This window comes from Sphingobacterium anhuiense (assembly GCF_042686355.1).
GTDB lineage: Bacteria > Bacteroidota > Bacteroidia > Sphingobacteriales > Sphingobacteriaceae > Sphingobacterium > Sphingobacterium anhuiense.
Map to the genome: position 1 here is coordinate 426,929 of NZ_JBHUPE010000007.1, position 17,341 is coordinate 444,269.

At 38.4% G+C, this 17,341-nt stretch carries 14 protein-coding genes; all 14 read right to left on the reverse strand.

Annotated elements, in window-relative coordinates:
• Window positions 1-11: 11 nt before the first annotated feature.
• The 14 genes from ACFS6I_RS18460 to ACFS6I_RS18525 all read right to left on the reverse strand — a co-directional run bounded on the left by ACFS6I_RS18460 (window position 12) and on the right by ACFS6I_RS18525 (window position 16,904).
• Window positions 12-1,190, reverse strand: coding sequence for a glycosyltransferase family 2 protein (locus ACFS6I_RS18460; RefSeq protein ID WP_380922858.1), 1,179 nt, complete (start codon window positions 1,188-1,190; stop codon window positions 12-14).
• A 41-nt stretch (window positions 1,191-1,231) separates the two neighbouring features.
• Window positions 1,232-2,359: a hypothetical protein gene (locus tag ACFS6I_RS18465; RefSeq protein WP_380922860.1), complete on the reverse strand. Its 1,128-nt coding sequence runs from the start codon at window positions 2,357-2,359 to the stop codon at window positions 1,232-1,234.
• Between the two features lie 82 nt (window positions 2,360-2,441).
• Window positions 2,442-3,893: a lipopolysaccharide biosynthesis protein gene (locus tag ACFS6I_RS18470; RefSeq protein WP_380922862.1), complete on the reverse strand. Its 1,452-nt coding sequence runs from the start codon at window positions 3,891-3,893 to the stop codon at window positions 2,442-2,444.
• Window positions 3,894-4,829: a glycosyltransferase gene (locus ACFS6I_RS18475; RefSeq protein WP_380922864.1), complete on the reverse strand. Its 936-nt coding sequence runs from the start codon at window positions 4,827-4,829 to the stop codon at window positions 3,894-3,896.
• Window positions 4,826-5,431, reverse strand: a complete 606-nt coding sequence (locus ACFS6I_RS18480) for an acyltransferase (RefSeq protein ID WP_380922866.1) — start codon at window positions 5,429-5,431, stop codon at window positions 4,826-4,828. Before ACFS6I_RS18480 ends, ACFS6I_RS18475 begins: the two co-directional genes overlap by 4 nt.
• The gene (locus ACFS6I_RS18485) at window positions 5,406-6,545 is read right to left on the reverse strand and encodes a glycosyltransferase family 4 protein (RefSeq protein WP_380922868.1); all 1,140 of its coding nucleotides are present in this window, start codon (window positions 6,543-6,545) and stop codon (window positions 5,406-5,408) included. The genes ACFS6I_RS18480 and ACFS6I_RS18485 overlap by 26 nt, the downstream gene beginning before the upstream one ends.
• Window positions 6,514-7,695 carry a glycosyltransferase gene (locus tag ACFS6I_RS18490; protein WP_380922870.1) on the reverse strand — a complete coding sequence of 394 codons (1,182 nt, stop codon included), beginning with the start codon at window positions 7,693-7,695 and terminating at the stop codon, window positions 6,514-6,516. Before ACFS6I_RS18490 ends, ACFS6I_RS18485 begins: the two co-directional genes overlap by 32 nt.
• Before the next feature lie 8 nt (window positions 7,696-7,703).
• A complete protein-coding gene (locus tag ACFS6I_RS18495; RefSeq protein ID WP_380922872.1) occupies window positions 7,704-8,609 on the reverse strand; it encodes a glycosyltransferase family 2 protein in 906 nt (301 codons plus the stop codon).
• On the reverse strand, window positions 8,590-10,041 hold the full coding sequence (locus tag ACFS6I_RS18500; RefSeq protein WP_380922874.1) for an O-antigen ligase family protein: 1,452 nt from the start codon (window positions 10,039-10,041) through the stop codon (window positions 8,590-8,592). Before ACFS6I_RS18500 ends, ACFS6I_RS18495 begins: the two co-directional genes overlap by 20 nt.
• 12 nt (window positions 10,042-10,053) lie before the next feature.
• Window positions 10,054-12,204, reverse strand: a complete 2,151-nt coding sequence (locus tag ACFS6I_RS18505; RefSeq protein WP_380922876.1) for a hypothetical protein — start codon at window positions 12,202-12,204, stop codon at window positions 10,054-10,056.
• Between the two features lie 4 nt (window positions 12,205-12,208).
• The gene (locus tag ACFS6I_RS18510; RefSeq protein ID WP_380922878.1) at window positions 12,209-12,949 is read right to left on the reverse strand and encodes a TolC family protein; all 741 of its coding nucleotides are present in this window, start codon (window positions 12,947-12,949) and stop codon (window positions 12,209-12,211) included.
• Between the two features lie 24 nt (window positions 12,950-12,973).
• Entirely contained in the window at window positions 12,974-14,164 is a 1,191-nt protein-coding gene (locus tag ACFS6I_RS18515; RefSeq protein WP_380922880.1) for a sugar transferase, read from the reverse strand.
• A complete protein-coding gene (locus ACFS6I_RS18520) occupies window positions 14,164-14,529 on the reverse strand; it encodes a response regulator (RefSeq protein ID WP_380922882.1) in 366 nt (121 codons plus the stop codon). Before ACFS6I_RS18520 ends, ACFS6I_RS18515 begins: the two co-directional genes overlap by 1 nt.
• Before the next feature lie 140 nt (window positions 14,530-14,669).
• A complete protein-coding gene (locus tag ACFS6I_RS18525) occupies window positions 14,670-16,904 on the reverse strand; it encodes an LruC domain-containing protein (protein WP_380922883.1) in 2,235 nt (744 codons plus the stop codon).
• Window positions 16,905-17,341 lie beyond the last annotated feature (437 nt).

Sequence of the window (17,341 nt, forward strand, 5' to 3'; positions counted from 1 at the left end):
TGTTCGCTAATTTATTTCCGTCGCGATTTTTCCCATCCGCCACGGTGTTGCTTACTCAATAGGTAGTAAATCCCCAATAGGACATTTATATTCATAAATATAAAATAATAGGGGACATAAAACAACTTTGACACATGTGGATGATCGCGCTGCAGATATCCAATGCCCGCGCAAAGGTAAAAAACTACCTGAGCGACAAAAATGACATAAAACACATTATAAGGTGACAGATATCCTACCGCAATAATAAGCGATAATGGCAATAGAGCAAATAATGCAAATGGTGTCACCGACCAGCGTAGCACCCGATGGGAAATATACTGGAAACTTAATTTACCGTAAGTAAACACATTCAGTAATGGTAACAGCCTCTTGATCGATTGCCAACCGCCTGCTGCAATTCTGCGTTTCCGTTTCGCTTCTTCTTCCATATTGAGTGAACCAGACTCCACAGCATAGGCGTTAGGTGTATAGGCAATGCGATAACCGCTTTTCGCAATCCCCATAGAGAGCATAAAATCGTCCAATAGCGTATCTTCGGGCATAACCGTAAATAGTGAGGTACGAATAGCAAAAAGCTCTCCCGCAGCACCTACAGTAGAATAATATTCATAATCTAGTTTTTTTAACAGCGATTCATACTTCCAGTACGTCCCCTCGCCTTTGGAGGATATGGTATCACCATCGGTAAAGGCAACCCTTTTTTCACCCGATACACAGCCGATACTGGGATCGTTAAATTGGTTGACCATCAGCATCAATGCATCGGTATTCAGTAAACAGTTGGCATCACTGAAGACAACAATCGGCGTATTGACGTATTCCATGCCATGGTTGATCGCAGCGGTTTTTCCTTTACGCAACGGAGAACTTACAAGCTTTACGTCGGGATACTGCTCCAATATCCTTTCGCTACTGTCTGTACTACCGTCAATAACCCAAACAATAGTCAATTTATGTGCAGGATAAGTTAAAGCTCTACAGTTTAACATCTTTGTTGCAATAATATCAGCCTCATTATATGCCGCAATAAAGAGGCTAACTTCGGGAAGTTCGTCTTCTTTCCAAGATTCGAACGCTACATTCGCTTTATAAGGTCTATATTTTGCTAATAGAAAAATAACCAGAGCATAACCAACATAAGTATATAAGACCAATAATAAACTGCACCAAAATAAGAACTGTAACATGGGAATTCGTTGTGTTTAAAACAAAAATATGCAAAGAAATTTTACATTAAGAGATCAGCTTGTAACAAGCTATTCATTTGCCCTTTCCACGAAAGGTTCTGAATACTCGCCCGAATATCATCAGGAGATTTAAGACCCTGATCTATAAAATTAAGAATCTCCTGAATAGCAATTGGAGACTCATCTGCTGGTGCTTTTAAGATGTAATCGCGATGGTCAAAATCGGGATCCGATTCTGAATAGATAAAAGGAATACCGCGGGCAGCATATTCGCGGTTTTTCAAAGTTCGGATAACATCAATTCCTGTACGGTGCCGACCTAAACTTCCGATTGCAAAATCGGCCAAATCAAATAGCTCATCGAGTGCTCGCCCCCAAAGTGCGCCATGTAGGATAACCTGTTGCTGAAGAGCATGCTCTTGAATAGTTAACAAAATATCCGTCCGCTCACGTTCACCAGTAAGTTGGCCCACGAGATGAAAAATCACCTGACGTCTAGGTTGCTGTTGCTGATAAAGTGCCAGACCTTTAATGAGACGGTCAAAGCCATGCCAGTAATGAATCTCGGCTACAGCAAGCAAATGGATGGCTTCCTTTTCTACCACACTTGGATGACGAATAGGGATAGCGTCAAAGTCAATACCGTTTGAAATTTTTATAGTTTTTTGACCAAAAATAAAGTTATAATCTGAAAAAGTAACCACAGCATCCAGATAACTGGCTAATTGTTTTCTATACAACCGATCGATGAAAAGCTCCAGCTTCATTTTAGCCGTATTATATTCCTGATCATAGGGATAGGTAGGTACTTCCATGACAATTTTAGCTCCAGATTGCCGCATCGCTTTTACTAAATTGATCGTGAACGGATTGGCATTATGATCGGAACGGATATATATCAATGAAAATTTACTTGCGCTGATAAACTTTGCAATGGCCCTATAATCGATCCGTTTACGAATCTTTGCACCCGTTCCTTTTCCAAGATCGATCAGTACCTCATCATTGATCTTCCAGACCCGATGGCCATTGGCTTCTACATGATAGTGACACAAAGTAACTTGGTTTCCATTTTGCTTGAGACCATGGATCTGTCCCCAGATCTTCTTACTGATACCGTTATGTTCACTAAAACCATGAAAGATAAAAAAAAGTACCTTCAAACCCATGACATCTATTTTTTTAATGGTTTTTATTTAACTGCAAGAAAATACAAAAAAATAAACATATTGCGCAAGTAAAAGTCAAGTTTTACAGCGTTGTTTTTTTTCTGTTGATAAATTGTTTAATCGCCGCTTGATACCCTCCGAACCAAACCAGGGCTGCAAATGATGGGACGAAGAGCAAACTTTTAAATAGAAAATTATAGAGTTGCTGCTCCCAGGAGAGCCATAGACCACCCAGATATAACAGGATCGCCAAAAGACCTGCAAAAAGTATCGGCTTCCAGAGACAGCTCAAAAAAGCTAGTAAGCTTTCTTTAAATATAATGCGGTACATAAGCCAGTAAGTCTGTAAAAAATTGATGCTGAATGAAAGCAGTAAACATTTTGCCACAGCTTCGATACTCTCAAAATAAAATACACCTAAAAGAATTCCTGTCACATTCATTACTGCTGAAAACAATCCACAAATAAATAAACTCCGGGTATCACCAGCGGTCTGGAATATAGAACCCGAAGAGGATAGAACCAATTGAATACCCACCGTTAGACTCAATATTTTAAAGGTAGGTATTGCCCGTTCCCATTGGTCACCAAAAAATAGTAGGATAAGCTCTTGTGAACAGAAGTATAAAAAAATGGAAAGCGGGAAACCAATCAACGCCAGAAAACTGGCTAACTTAAAGTTGACGTTATGTAAATACCCCAGATCTTTGCCCTGAAGACTTAAGATAGGATGAATAACCGGCGTGATCACCTGGGTAATATTCTGCAGTGGGAGTGACATAAGACGGTATGACTTATCGTAATAGCCTAAAGGTATCATGCCCAGATATTTTCCGATCAATAGCGTGTCAGCATTACGGCTAAAGTAATTGATCAGGTTAAATAGAAACTGATAGAAAGAATAAGAAAAGATAGGCCGGAGCGCTTCCAAAGAAAATCGGTATCTAAACTTCAGCGGATACTTAGCATAAGAAATAGCGAAGATCAATAGGGAAGAGAAAATCGGATTAATAATCAATGCATATACGCCATATCCCTTGTATGCAGCGACGACAGATATTGCCCCACCTATTAGCTGTATTGCCAGACTCCGTAGCGCAATCGCCTTAAATAAACGGTCTCTGTAGAAAAGGGCATTTGGAACTACGGTTATTCCTGAAAAGAGCAGACTTAATGCAAGCCATTGACAGATGGATTGCAGTTCTGGCTGCCCGTAAAAGTCGGCAAATACGTTCGCACATAAAAAGAATATGATCGAAAGCAAAAGAGTAATATAAACCGAAAGCGAAAATAAAGCACTAAGTGCTTTTTGGTCTAATTCTTTATGCTGTATAACTGTGGCAGACAATCCAATATCAGCGATAAGATTAAGAAAAGCGATGGTGACTGTTGCAATGGCGACAACCCCAAATTGATCAGGTGCAAGGAGTCTAGCCAAAACTGCAGTCACGATTAAAGATATAATCAGATTAGCATATTTAGCAATTGCCGTAAAAAATACACCTGAAATGAGCTGGCCTTTTATATCTTTCATCTAATTTTTTCTTTTGAATAAGAGCACGCCATAAGTCCGGGCATGGATATACTGACGCCAACGGGAGCAGAGTATATAAAAAAGCTTGAATCGTTCACCACGAGGTAAGACATGGGACTTCCATACCGCCGCATTTAGCATGCGTTCGAGATACCGATCAACAATAGCCCGGTAAGTGGGATGGACATCAACATACAATTGTAATTGCGTGGCCACTTTTAAATAAGATGTGATATTGAACCATTTAAAAGTGCTTGTCATAATGGAGTTGGCTCGAACACGACGTGAAAAAAAACGTTCTGGTAAGTAAACCACTTTTTTAGCAACTAAAAAAGACATCATGGTAAACAGTTCGTCCTCATGGATAATTCCGACCTCAAAACGCAACTTTTCTTGCAATATTAGATTTCTTCGGATAAAAAGCATCCATACTGGAGAAAAAAACTCATGATGATCCAACAGCTTGACCAAAGCCTCACTCCCTTTCATCAGCTGATGAGGGGGCATATTTTTCCGTATATATTGAAATGACGGTAAAACAGGATTGTCGGTATTCCCATCGCGAATAATATCGGCATCGAAAAACACCAGATCCAAGTCAAAATCTTGTGCACTGCGGGCACAAGAACTTAAGGTATCGGGACGCAGGTAATCATCGCTATCCATAAAATAGATAAACTCACCTGTGGCATACTGCAATCCTTTATTTCGAGCGGCGGAAAGACCTTCATTATTTTGTGAAACAAGCTTAATTCGGCTATCTGTTTCTGCCCATTTAGCTAAAATCGACGGACTGCCATCGGTAGAGCCATCGTTGATAATAATCAACTCATAATTGCTGTAGGTTTGCTCCAATATACTTCGAATGGCCATATCAAGATATGCTTCTGTATTATAAACAGGCATAATAATACTGATCAACAACTGTTCCCTCATATCTTTACCCAAGCATTTAAATTAAAATCATACACTTTCACCACTCTAGCGGGATTGCCTACGGCTACGCTATAGGCAGGAATGTCTTTGGTGACAACAGAGCCTGCGCCGATTACAGCATGTTGACCGATACTGATTCCAGATAGAATAACCACATTTCCACCGATCCATACATCATCGCCAATTGATACCGGTGCGACAGTAACTCCCTGCGATGCAATAGTACTCTGGATATCTTCGTAATTATGATTCAGGCCCGAAATGAGGACATGTTGTCCAATATTAACCTCGTTTCCAATTGTAACAGGACCTATGATCGTATTACCGATACCTATTCGCGTATGGTCGCCAATAAAAAGATCGCCAACGGCATTGTTGAGTACAGAAAAGGACTCGACAACAGAACGCGCACCTAAAGAACACTGACGAAACGGAACAAGATCACGACGTACACTGTTGTAAATAACAGAACCACGACCTCTTTTGACATATAGGAACTGTAGCATACGGACGTACCAGCGTGGTCGTGTCCGTACTGGACTCATAATGAGCCAGTGAACCAATCGTTTTAATGATTTATTTTGATAGATGTACTGCTTCATAAATATCCAATGTCTTTGCCGCTGTTTGATTCCAGTCAAACTGTGCACTTCTCACGAATCCTTTACCAACTAAAGTTTTATATAATATAGCATCATTTTCCAGCTTTAACATGCCGTCGCCAATGGAACTGATATCGCTGGGGTCAATATAAACAACCGCATCTTGAGCGACCTCCGGTATAGCGGAAGTATTGGAGGTAATGACGGGCGTGCCACAAGCCATCGCTTCCAAAAGCGGTAAACCAAAACTTTCGCGAATGGAAGGATATAAAAATGCGAAAGCCTTATTATATACTTCGACCAGAAGGTCATGGGCAATATATTCTTCTAAAATCAGGTACTCTTTTATGGCATGTAAATCCAGTTCGCCAAGTAGCTGATCCAGATGCTCCTGATCCAGATCTGCCAGCAGCATTTTCTTCTTAAAGGCACTCTCCTGCAAATAATAGGCATAGGCGCACAATGTATTTTTGAGGTTCTTTTTAGGATCTGTATTTCCTAAAAGAAGCCAATAACTCCGATTTTCCAACGCTGAAAACCGGGAATCGGAAAAACTGCTGAGTTGCCGAAACCGTGGGCTAACACCATTGTAAACGGTGATGATATGCTGACTTAACTGCGGAAAAGCGGCCTTAATATTTTGCTGTTCATAATCTGACACGGTAATCACCTTGTGCACCCTTTTTAGAACTCTAGGAACGATCCAACGTCTATAGATGCGACCCAGATTCTGGTAAGTCGAAGCATTGTTACCGATCTTCTTTTCCATAAAGATGATATCATGGAGGGTGAGTACAAGTGGGATATGCATGCGTAAAGGTGCTGTATTTGACGTACAGTGTAAAAGATGGGCCTGCTCTTTTTTAAGCAGACGGGGCAATAACACCTGTTCCCATACCAGATAATTAGAGCTTTCCAATACAACAATGCGGAAGTTTTCTGTCGCTGTTAGGCAATGGTCTTCTCCTGGACCGACTGCAATAATATACTGATTAAACCAATCTAACTGCTGTAAGCTACGAATCATTTCCAATGCAACAAAGTCCATTCCATGCTTATTCTTGCGAAAGATACGTTGTGCCTCAATTACTATAATCTTCTTTTTTTTCGCCATGTGGTGTGTGAACAAAAGTACTGCGGCCTGATTTAATACCCATAAAACTACGTAATATAGCCATAAATATAAACGGCAATTTTAAAAAGGATATCAGTGTCCGCTTATTGTAAAATCGATTGGGAACTGCTAAACAAAGTGCTATAAGAAATAACAGATACAAGAGCAACCATTTAAATATTAATATAGGTGCTAATATATATAAAACGAAAATCCAGAGCGGAACGAATCCCAATAGGATAATGCGGGGCGGGATGGACCACTGTACTAGTTTATCCAGCATGGGCCAATTGCGTGTACGGAAAATTGTACCTATACTCTTAAATGTGAGCAAAAATGTATCGATCTGTGCGGCAATCCAGCGTTTTCTCTGATTGGAAAGATCTTTCCGGTTCTGTACCTTTTCATCCAGAACATATACCTCTTCCAAATAAGTGGTAAAAATTCCATCTAAAAGGAGATGATATTCCAATTCTTTATCCTCCCCCATCGAACTAATTTTGGGCATGACCTGTTTAAACCAATTGATTTCAAACAGCATACCCGAACCGGTCAGTGCCGCCGGGAGTCCAAGATTGACATGCCCTTTCCGAAAGATCGAATTGTTGATCTCTTCACTTATACCGTCCAAGTAGGCCGTATCCGTATTAGCATTTTTGGCGATACGGTGTGCCTGTATTGCTTTGCAACCTGAGGCAAAGCTTCGATTAACCTGATGTAAAAAATCGGGATACACCAAATTATCGGCATCCAAAATAACTACGGCATCAAACTGCTTATCCTGTGTAGCGCTAATGGCGAGATTAAGTGCGGCGGCTTTAGATCGATGTTCATATTTTGGAATAAGTACTGTAACTCCCAGATGTCGGAGGGTAGCATTGGTATTATCCTGCATGCTATCAGCAACAACCACTACCTCATACAAATATGATGGATAATCTTGTTTAAGGAAAGAACGAATGCTTTCCACAATAACGGCGTCTTCTTTGTAAGCCGGAAAAATAACTAAAAACCGATGTTGAAAAGCCGTGTTTTTGAAACTCTGATTTCGGGGAATACGATAACCGATGGAAAACACCAAAAAATAGATGATCCAGATCAAAAACGGTATAAAAAATATTCCCTCTAGAATGTGAAACAGGAATTCCATAGTTCAAATTATTTTGATTTAAACAGCGTAAAAGCTGCACGAGTTCCGGACCATATAGAATTTACATGTTTCCACTTCCCTTTCAATATAAAGCTACACATTTTTGATGTATTTGCCACAAATACGAGGTACAGTATGGACAGCATTCGAATGATCCCAGCACGATTGCGGTAGGCAAACAGCAATCTATTGCGTGTCAGGTAGTAAGTTTTGAAAGGAGAATCAATACCTGTAGAAGCACTTTCCTTATGATAGATACAGGCTTCGGCAAAGTAATACAGCTGATAATCTTTTGTGATCTGGCAGCACCAGTCAAGCTCTTCGTAATATAAAAAATATGCTTCAGGCATCGGACCGACCTGATCGACAACATGTCTTGGCAGCAACATCGCCGCACCATGCAAGTAAGGAATTTGTAGATTGTGGTTATATTGCCCATGCTCAAACTCCCGATAACCGATCTGCTCATTGCGCAATGTAATTTTCGACAATGGTGTACAACCTGCAAATTGGATCATATCCGGAGGTTCCATATATTTAATTTTGGGTGTAATACCACCTACTTCAGGATGTTGCTCTAAAAAAGCAAACATAGCCAAAATCTGTGCATCGGCTTCCATAGGGAGAAGCGTATCATTATTTATAAAATACAAAAAATCGCCCTGGGAAAGTCGTATCCCAATATTATTGCCCCCTGCAAAGCCGAGATTTGCGGTACTGTAACAGCCTGAAATAAATGGAAATTCGGTTTTTAGAAGTGCATATTCATCTTTTAGTGATCCGTTATCAATCACAATCACTTCAAATGAAAAGGAGAAACTAATACTCTGTATACGCGCTAAAAATGCTCTGGTGTCTTCTAGTCCATTGTAATTGACGGTAATAAAAGAAAGTTTATACGGATGGATTGTCATTGGCTAACTTTTTATCAATTATAGGAGATAGCATAATAATACCCATCAAAATATAAACTGTCTGTCCGGTAGGCATCTGATGAAGCACTTCATTGGCATATCCCGCCACCATAATACCTGAAAGACCAGCTGTAGCAGCGGCCGTAATTGATTTGATCCGATTGTCTCTCAATACAATCAATACATAGTAAGAACCAAAACCGAGTATGGTCAAGCACAATATGATATACAAGATCAAACCGACGATACCTGTTTCGACCCAAATAAAGACAAAAGAAGAATCTGTAGCAATACCATGGATGAGATCCCCTTCATTGGCATGCTTGGAGCCACCAAGTCCTATACCAAATGGATGGTCGCTCATAAAACTGCGCATCTTCTTTTGATTTTCGAGACGTACATTAAAGGAGGCGTCATCAGAAAAAGAAAAAGCGGTTCGCATACGGCGGATATCACCGTTACTATTTCCAATTGTCGTGAGATTAAAAAATGAAAATGCGAGAACCAATAATGCAACCCCAATGACAATCCATTTCCATTCTTTCACTAAAAGAATAAAAAAAGCAAAACCAATAAAAGGTACTGCTACCGCGGCCCGAGTACCGGAGATCATTAAACCGTAAAAAGCAATCAATGCGACAATAATATAAAATAGACGTCTATTGGCTACTTTTTCATAAAAAGATAAAATGGTAAAAACAACAATTCCTAGCCCCATATGACAGCCAAAATTTGCGGCATCGGTGAAGAATGAAAAATAACGGATACCACTATAAATAACGTGTGTATGTGCACCAAAGGTATATAACCATGCCGACTCAAAACGATCAAAACCAATATACTTTTGTCCAATTGCTTTCAATGCCCCCAGTAATATCAACATACCCCAAAAGCCAAAAAATAAGCGCAGCTTAGGAAGGTTATCTAGATTGAGAAAAACAAGTAGCTGAAATACAACGATATGAATACCAATATTTCTTACTGTTGTGATCCAATTGCCAAAAGTAGACATGGGATTGATAATCTCCAAGAAACAGAAGAGCATCCAAAATATGGAAATGATCAAGAATGGGTTGAAGTATAGATTTCCTATAGGATTTCCTCGAATATAATGTAAACAAAGAGAGAGAAAATTAAATAAAATAAGAATATCCAATATGACACCCGCAGGCATAGGAAAGGTTACGTATCGTGCTAAGCCCATTACAAAATAAGACGCGAGATACAATAGGAAAAAGCATCTTACCGGTGAAGATAAACAGACAATGATAAATAACAGCGTTAGTGGTAGCATGTAAAATAACATGCCTAATGATGTTCCTGCAAACACAAATAAGTATGCTCCTGCTAACCCACCCAATGTGAGTAACAGCAGCAACATATGACGCTCGGTGATCAATGTTGACCAGTTTTTATGATCAGAACTCATCATACCACTCTTCTTTTATTTATTCAGAGAAGTTAAACCAAAATTGGCTAATTGATATTCTAAGCGGCGTAAAAATGTAAATGGAGGTAACATACCTGTAAATTCTTCTACCACATATTTTTGTGCATTCATTAAACAGATAACAATAGGTTTGCCCGCTGACCGCTCCAATAGATCTGAAAATAACAGTTCATCTTCAGTCTTCCATACCGTGTCCGCACGTAATACTAACAACGTAGCCATTCCTTTTTCCAAAAATACATTGGGTATTGGTGTTAAGGCCATGGAGCCATGCTGCACGAGGGAAAGATCATAATCGGCCAATTGATTGATCCATTCCTGACCAACAAGATAAGCGCGAGATTGAGGTTCAAAATCCTGTCCTTCATAATATCCGCGAACTTTTAATCCCATCTTTGACCAATAATCAGTTAATAACGAGCTGATGCGACTCGTATCTAGCGAAGTGGACAGCTTGATCACATTGATAAAATTGACTGCTTTTTCATTATCATAGAAACCATAAAGTCGATTGGCTAGTACATGTACAGCCCGCTCCTCGATGAGAGGAAGGTTTTTACTTTTCGATAATCTTGGAAAAGCCGCCACTACCTTTCCTCTGGTAATACGCTCGGTACGCGTTTTATCGCGTAAGGTACGATCAAAAAGTTCTAAAATAAGCAAGATCCCCAAGATAAAGAATATCGTGCCTAAAAATACACCGATCACGATCATCTTGCGTCCATAAGGAAGTGCATTAAGCGGAAATGTGGCTGGGTTAATGACTTTCAGTGTAGCTGAGTTCATTTCCAAACTTTTTAATCGAAGACGTGCTGCATTCAGACTTGTCAAAATTGATAAATAGCTCTGTTCGGAGAAGTTGATACTTCTCTCCTTTCTTTTCAATACTGAACCTATGGGCGAATATTGCGTATATTTTTGATCAAGTTCCTGCTTAAAATTTTTCCCTACATTCAATTCTGCTTCTGCACTTTTGAACTTCAGGAGCTCCTCTACCCATTGCTTAACATAATTGGCATTGGGATACCCATTACGAGTATATTTTTCAGAAGAATACTGGTCCATAAAATTCCGAAATTCTTTTTCTTGCTTATTTAGTTCGTTAGAAAGCGAATTCAATTCTCCACCCTGTTGCCGATTTATAGAATCGTTGCCTAATGTTTTTATTTTAGAAATATCGTAATTGAGATCGGCAATATGGTTCATCCTGGATAAGAATTCCGAATTATTTTTGATTGATCGCATATTGGCATCCATACCGGACTCCAGTTGCTTCAACGCCGCCTGAGCACTGTTAAAAGCGAAAACGACATCTTGATAACGCAATTCATATTCCTTATCTAATACGGCAATTGCTTCAGTTTGCTTATCGTAGTTAATGACCCGATTTTCAACGTTGTACATGGTCAATGAATCTTCCTGACCACGTAATTCGCTTCCTAAACGGGCAAGTTCTGCTTCAAAATAGCGAATAACATTGTTTGTACTTCCAAATTGTAGGTTGGTATACTCTATAGAAAATACTTTGCTCAGAACCTCAAGTGTCTGATAAGCGATACCAGGATCATTTGCTTGATAATTGACCTGAAGGATATCACTGTTATCAATACGGGAAATTTTAATATTCTCCTGTAGTGCTCCATAACTAAAATAAGGATGATTCCAATTGAACAAGCCATAAACAAAATTATTACGATCAGGCTTTTCATATTTTTCCAGATTTCGCACGGTATTTTCTTCCGAGCTTTTATCAATTAATACACGTACATCTTGTGGTGTAATGGCCAATAATTCTTTATAATGCTTTGCTGAAATATAGACATTGTCCTTGTTCGGATCGCCATGGATCATGAGACGGGCGTACAATTGTAATGATAACCGTTTCAGTGTCTCTTTCGAATTGATCGTATTGATGATATTCTGAATTGAATTATTTAGCACGTTCCAATTTGAAGATGCATTGGACTCTCCAGGATCGCTTCCATAGCTGGAGATCACCCCGGTATAGATTGTGATATCGGTTTTATAGCGCCTATCTAAATTACGTGTCATGTAAATGGCCAGTAACGCAAATAACAAAGGTAAGATCAAAAGCCACCATTTGATCCTAAAGATAGCACGAAAAATATAATGGAAAATATTCATAATGTTATTGGCTGATTATTTTGGTCCTACTCAAAATCTCTAATGTGAGAATCTCACTTATAATATTTGCTTCACTCGTTTTTAGTAACTCATATGCTTCTGTTTCCAATTTCTTTGCAGCATTCAAATCACTTATAATTGCATTTCCAGTTTTAAACTCATTTTCAGTCATCTTATAATTGGTTAATGCAACATTATGGTCTTCAACATTCTTTTTCAACATCGCTAATGCAGTTTTTGCCTTTACATAAGCGTTGACTATACGAATTCGTTGCTCGTCTAGCCATTTCCCTTTTTCTAATTCCGCGAAACGCTGTTCTGTTTGTTGCCGTTTCACTTTGTTCTTACGATCAAAGATATCATCTATAGGAACACTAACACCTACCGTACCATAATAAGAACTTTGGGATTGCCCAGACGATTGAAAAAATAAGGGCGTATTTTCATTTGTAAAGGAAGAGTTGATCGCGATATTACCGTATTGCCACGATCCCCCTACTTTAAAGTACTTTAACCAATTTCTTTTTTCCGTAAGTACTTTGCTCTCTTCTGTTTCGACTTTTGCCTGATACATTTCAACACTTGGACTATTCTTTGCATTTTCGTAAAGCGTTTCCAACGGGGGAAGGATTAATCGTGTAAAATCAATCATATCCATGTGATCGATCTTGGATTGAGCCTGGGAAAAAATCCCGGTAGACATTAATAAACTAAACAAAAAAATTTTTTTATATACTTTATTCATTGAAATAATTATTTATCGGTATAGTTATACATCTGCTTTTTGAATAAAAGCAGAAAATGTCTTAAACAATATCTTAACATCCATCCATACGGAATAGTTTTTCGCATAATCAATGTCCAATTTAATACGTTCCTGATCAGACATACTTCCGTTATCGCCTCTTTTCTCAACTTGCCAAAGTCCAGTAATTCCAGCAGGAGCCATAAATCGCTCCACACTGTCGTCTGTTGTCAACATCTCTGCTTCGTACAAAGGTAACGGTCTATTACCAACAATGGACATGTCGCCAAACAAAGCATTGAACAATTGCGGTAATTCATCGATACTATATTTTCTCAGGATCCGTCCTACTTTAGTAACACGGGGATCTTTCTCTAATTTAAAAAAAGCCGCCTTCTTTTGTTTCCCGCCCGCATCTGTACCTTTGACTACAGTATTATCGTCTATCAATACATCCCTGAGTTCATCGATTGTAAATTGCGGGATGTCTGCATTGGCATACGATGTCGAGTTGCTCGACATGACTGTCTCCTGTTTTGCATATTGATTAAGCATCATATACTCTTTAAGCCGCTTATCGGCATCGGCATACATGGATCTAAACTTATAAAAGTCAAACATGTAATATCCTGCTCCAATGCGTTTAGACCGATATACTGCAGGCCCCTTACTTTCAATAATGATCGCCAGATATACGGTAATCAATAAAGGAGATAACATCAGTATCAAGAAAGAAGAAACGGCAATGTCAAAAAGCCTTTTGCCAATAGGAATACGAAGTTTAGGAAAAGATGAAGCCGGATTACTGAACCTTTCGGTCTGTGCTGTAGCTTCAAAATAAAGATGGATATATTTTTTTATCGATTGAAAAACATCCTTATTGGCATTTGCACTGATGGTATTAGTTACCCCAGCTTCCAGATAAGATTTCTTTTCGAGCAAAGTAAAACCATTACCCACTAGAAAAAGAAGCGTTTCTTTACCATATGAATTTAGTTTGGTTAATTGCCGTAAATCAGTCATCAAACTTGGACTTTGTTCGTAAAAGATAACGGAAAGAAATTGCCCGCGATGGTCCTGAAAATACTGATCCATACTTTCGAAAGAACTAAAATACTTTAACTCCACTCCCAATGTATCAAGCACCTGGAGTTTGAAATAGTCAAAATTTTGCAAACTATTACCAAAGTATATATAATCGCTGTATAGTGGCATTATTTTAATGCTTTTTTAATTCTGAGTTTTAATTCCAAAGGATTAAAGGGTTTTAAAATAAAATCCTCAGCACCTGCTTCTAATAGTTTAATCCGTGTACTCGTACTATCTTCACCTGAAAGCATAATTACAGGAATATTTTTTAAAAATTCATTTTGTTTGACCATGACCAGCAGTTCATAGCCATTCATTTCGGGCATGGTATAGTCAGAAAGTATCAGATCTACAGTATGACCATCTTTCAACCAGTTATAGGCATCAATCGCACTTGCAAAATAATGAAAATCGTAATCCGCATTTAAGTATAACGTTATTAATTGACCTATAGCCGGTTTATCATCAATTATCAGGATCTTCTTTTTCATGAATTATATCAGTATATAAAGGTATCTATTTTCCTAAGATCTATCAAATGAACTTATCTGAATAGATTTTGGCACAAAAAAATTAAGTACTCCTGATAATTGGGAGTACTTAATCATTAATATAGGGAATTTTATTTCAATTATTTTTTATTTAAATACCAGTCCGCATTTTGAAGTCCACCACTGAGTACCCAATTTTTGAATTTAGGATAAGCATCCGAGATTTTTTGACCTTCTGTCGGATATTGGAATGAAACAGGAACTGCTAAAGCAAATGGTTCATTATTCCCCGTTTTAAAAGGATCTGTGGCCGATAAAAGCTTACCTGTTTCTCTCGAAATTAAACTTTTATTGATCTTGTCTGTTGCTGCATAACCCACCAAATGAATTTCGTTTCTGCCACCAATGTTTTGTGCATAGTTTACAATGAACATATTCAATGTACTATAAGTAAAATTGTCCAATGCCGTTGTAAATTCGATGGTAATGACCACATCAACAGGAGCATAAGCTCCATTTTGTGTCGAGATAAAACGAGTATCGGTAACGCCGAAAGCTTTATGGGCATCATCACAGATAGAGACCACAGCATTAGCCTGTCCAGTTTCTGTACCATTGGCTGCTAAAGTTAAGTTGGTGCCAACCAATTCTTTTTTCGAATAGGTAACAGATTTTACATTTCCTGCCGGAACGCCATCCAACTGAATAGCTGCAGCTAAACGTTTTGATGCACCTACAGAGCGTAACTTACCTTTCAAAACAACTTTCGTAACCTTATTGGCGGTATTTTGAAATTTGGAGATATTCATATCGACAACAAAGTCGTTCATATCATAATCTCCTTTATTTGGCCAGTTGTCTTCGAATGCATAGGAGTAAGTACCCAGATTAACTTCTGTTACCGTTTGATCATTGGGATTTCCTCCAGTGGCATTATTGCCACCAGCATTACAAGCGGTTCCCGCTATAACAACAGTAGATTTATCGTAAGCAACTAATTTTGCAGGACTATTGAGTACGTAGTAGGTATTCCATTGTCCATTTGCAGTATGATCTGAACTAGCAACCTCTAAATTACCAGAATAGGTAATCGCCATATGTTGATTGTTTACATCAACCTTCTTAAGGCGAGCAACTGCCTGGCCAGATGATGGACCTGTCATGGTGCTAGCCTGACTGTTAAATTTAGCTAAACTTTTTACATCTAAAATCGCGGAAGCCGCTAAAGTAAATGCTGTACCACCTGCGTTCAATTTATCAAGACTCAATAGTGAACCAGTTGATACCGATATCTTAGCACCATTAGTGGTTAGCGATTCAATCGTTGTATGGCAAACGGCCTCCAGTATCGCATTGGTTAACGTTGCATTCTTTACTGTAAGTGTGCCTTCATTGCGAATAACTGTACCATTAGTTGTACTACTTAAATTTTGAATCGTTGCTACACCATAGTTAGTAAAGCTACCATTCGTAATATCTGCTTTATCTGCATCTAATGTCCCATAATTTACATAAAGTGCATTATTTTTGGTCTCCATTTTAGATAAAGATGTAGCACCGTAGTTCACAAAACCACCCGTGGTATTTTGTGTCACATTGATCAGGTTAAGGGATCCGGTCTGTGTAATGGTCAAATTATTATTGTTACCAAGATTTAACTCATAGCTCGGGTTTTTCCATGTACCCTGAACATAAATCTTCACATTACTTGTTCCATTGTTTGCATTAATAGTCCCTGTAAAGGTCGTTCCAGATTTAATAACATAAGATTTATTTGCCTCAACGGTAACAGCGGTATTTCCAGTGATTGCAATGGCATCATTAGGAACAACAACAGTAGGATTCGAAAAAGTATTAGCTGTAGTAGCTTTCGTACTTGAAATTGGTGAATTGGACGATGCTCGTATAACGCTCGCTTTATTTGACGATGAATTAGCTGTCACATTGATACTATTTTTTGTAGCATCTACTGCGATCATCGTAACAGAAGCAACTCCCAAAGGAGAAGTTTCTCTCAGATACAAATAGTTAGCCATCGTAGGTAACATCAATTTACCCACAAAGTCCTGACCTTTTTTTGCCTGACCTGCTGCTAATAAGTTGGCTCCAGCTACAAGCATCGGATCGTTATCGAAGATTTCTACGCGATAAAAATATTGACCATTGAAAATATCATCAACAGCTATGCGAATATCCATAGATTTGGCAGAATTCCACTTAAAGTCGCCTGATACATTACCTCCATCTGGAAATAATGTTGAAGAGTCCCCCTCTGGTTCTTCGTACAAGTCCTTCACTTTTGAACAGCTTGCGGCAATAACTGAAATTGCAACTAGACCAACTAAAAAAAGATTAAATCTTTTACCTTTATACATAATAGAGTAGATTAACATAAACAGGCTAACAGCTAATAATAAATCTGATCCAGATAACTGATCTCTGATGAGAAACACTTAACATCAACCTATTTAGGACAAAAATAGAACTAATTTTAGATACATACATTTAAAAAATAAAGATAGTGAGCAATAATATGGTAGTTGTAGCTATATTACTACAGATTTGTAGCTGTACAGCTACAAATCGTAGAGTTACATGCAATTCACTGCATTTTTGTTAGGCAATAATTTAATGTAAAACACATTAATCAGCAAAAATAAACATCTTATAAAGAGAAACTTTTACCGTAATTATAAATATTACACTAATAATATGATCTCCTCAAACGCTTAAGTTAAGCTCTTCTTTGGGACCTTTCTTTTATTATCTCAGCATAAACAAAGTGAATCTGCCAAATTAGTTTTAATAGGAC

Bases quoted from the DNA above. Each gene is read 5' to 3' on its own strand.
- ACFS6I_RS18465 (WP_380922860.1), bottom strand. From the start codon at position 2,359: ATGGGTTTGAAGGTACTTTTTTTTATCTTTCATGGTTTTAGTGAACAT.
- ACFS6I_RS18505 (WP_380922876.1), bottom strand. From the start codon at position 12,204: ATGAATATTTTCCATTATATTTTTCGTGCTATCTTTAGGATCAAATGG.
- ACFS6I_RS18460 (WP_380922858.1), bottom strand. From the start codon at position 1,190: ATGTTACAGTTCTTATTTTGGTGCAGTTTATTATTGGTCTTATATACT.
- ACFS6I_RS18515 (WP_380922880.1), bottom strand. From the start codon at position 14,164: ATGCCACTATACAGCGATTATATATACTTTGGTAATAGTTTGCAAAAT.
- ACFS6I_RS18490 (WP_380922870.1), bottom strand. From the start codon at position 7,695: ATGGAATTCCTGTTTCACATTCTAGAGGGAATATTTTTTATACCGTTT.
- ACFS6I_RS18485 (WP_380922868.1), bottom strand. From the start codon at position 6,545: ATGGCGAAAAAAAAGAAGATTATAGTAATTGAGGCACAACGTATCTTT.
- ACFS6I_RS18480 (WP_380922866.1), bottom strand. From the start codon at position 5,431: ATGAAGCAGTACATCTATCAAAATAAATCATTAAAACGATTGGTTCAC.
- ACFS6I_RS18475 (WP_380922864.1), bottom strand. From the start codon at position 4,829: ATGAGGGAACAGTTGTTGATCAGTATTATTATGCCTGTTTATAATACA.
- ACFS6I_RS18500 (WP_380922874.1), bottom strand. From the start codon at position 10,041: ATGATGAGTTCTGATCATAAAAACTGGTCAACATTGATCACCGAGCGT.
- ACFS6I_RS18470 (WP_380922862.1), bottom strand. From the start codon at position 3,893: ATGAAAGATATAAAAGGCCAGCTCATTTCAGGTGTATTTTTTACGGCA.
- ACFS6I_RS18525 (WP_380922883.1), bottom strand. From the start codon at position 16,904: ATGTATAAAGGTAAAAGATTTAATCTTTTTTTAGTTGGTCTAGTTGCA.
- ACFS6I_RS18520 (WP_380922882.1), bottom strand. From the start codon at position 14,529: ATGAAAAAGAAGATCCTGATAATTGATGATAAACCGGCTATAGGTCAA.
- ACFS6I_RS18495 (WP_380922872.1), bottom strand. From the start codon at position 8,609: ATGACAATCCATCCGTATAAACTTTCTTTTATTACCGTCAATTACAAT.
- ACFS6I_RS18510 (WP_380922878.1), bottom strand. From the start codon at position 12,949: ATGAATAAAGTATATAAAAAAATTTTTTTGTTTAGTTTATTAATGTCT.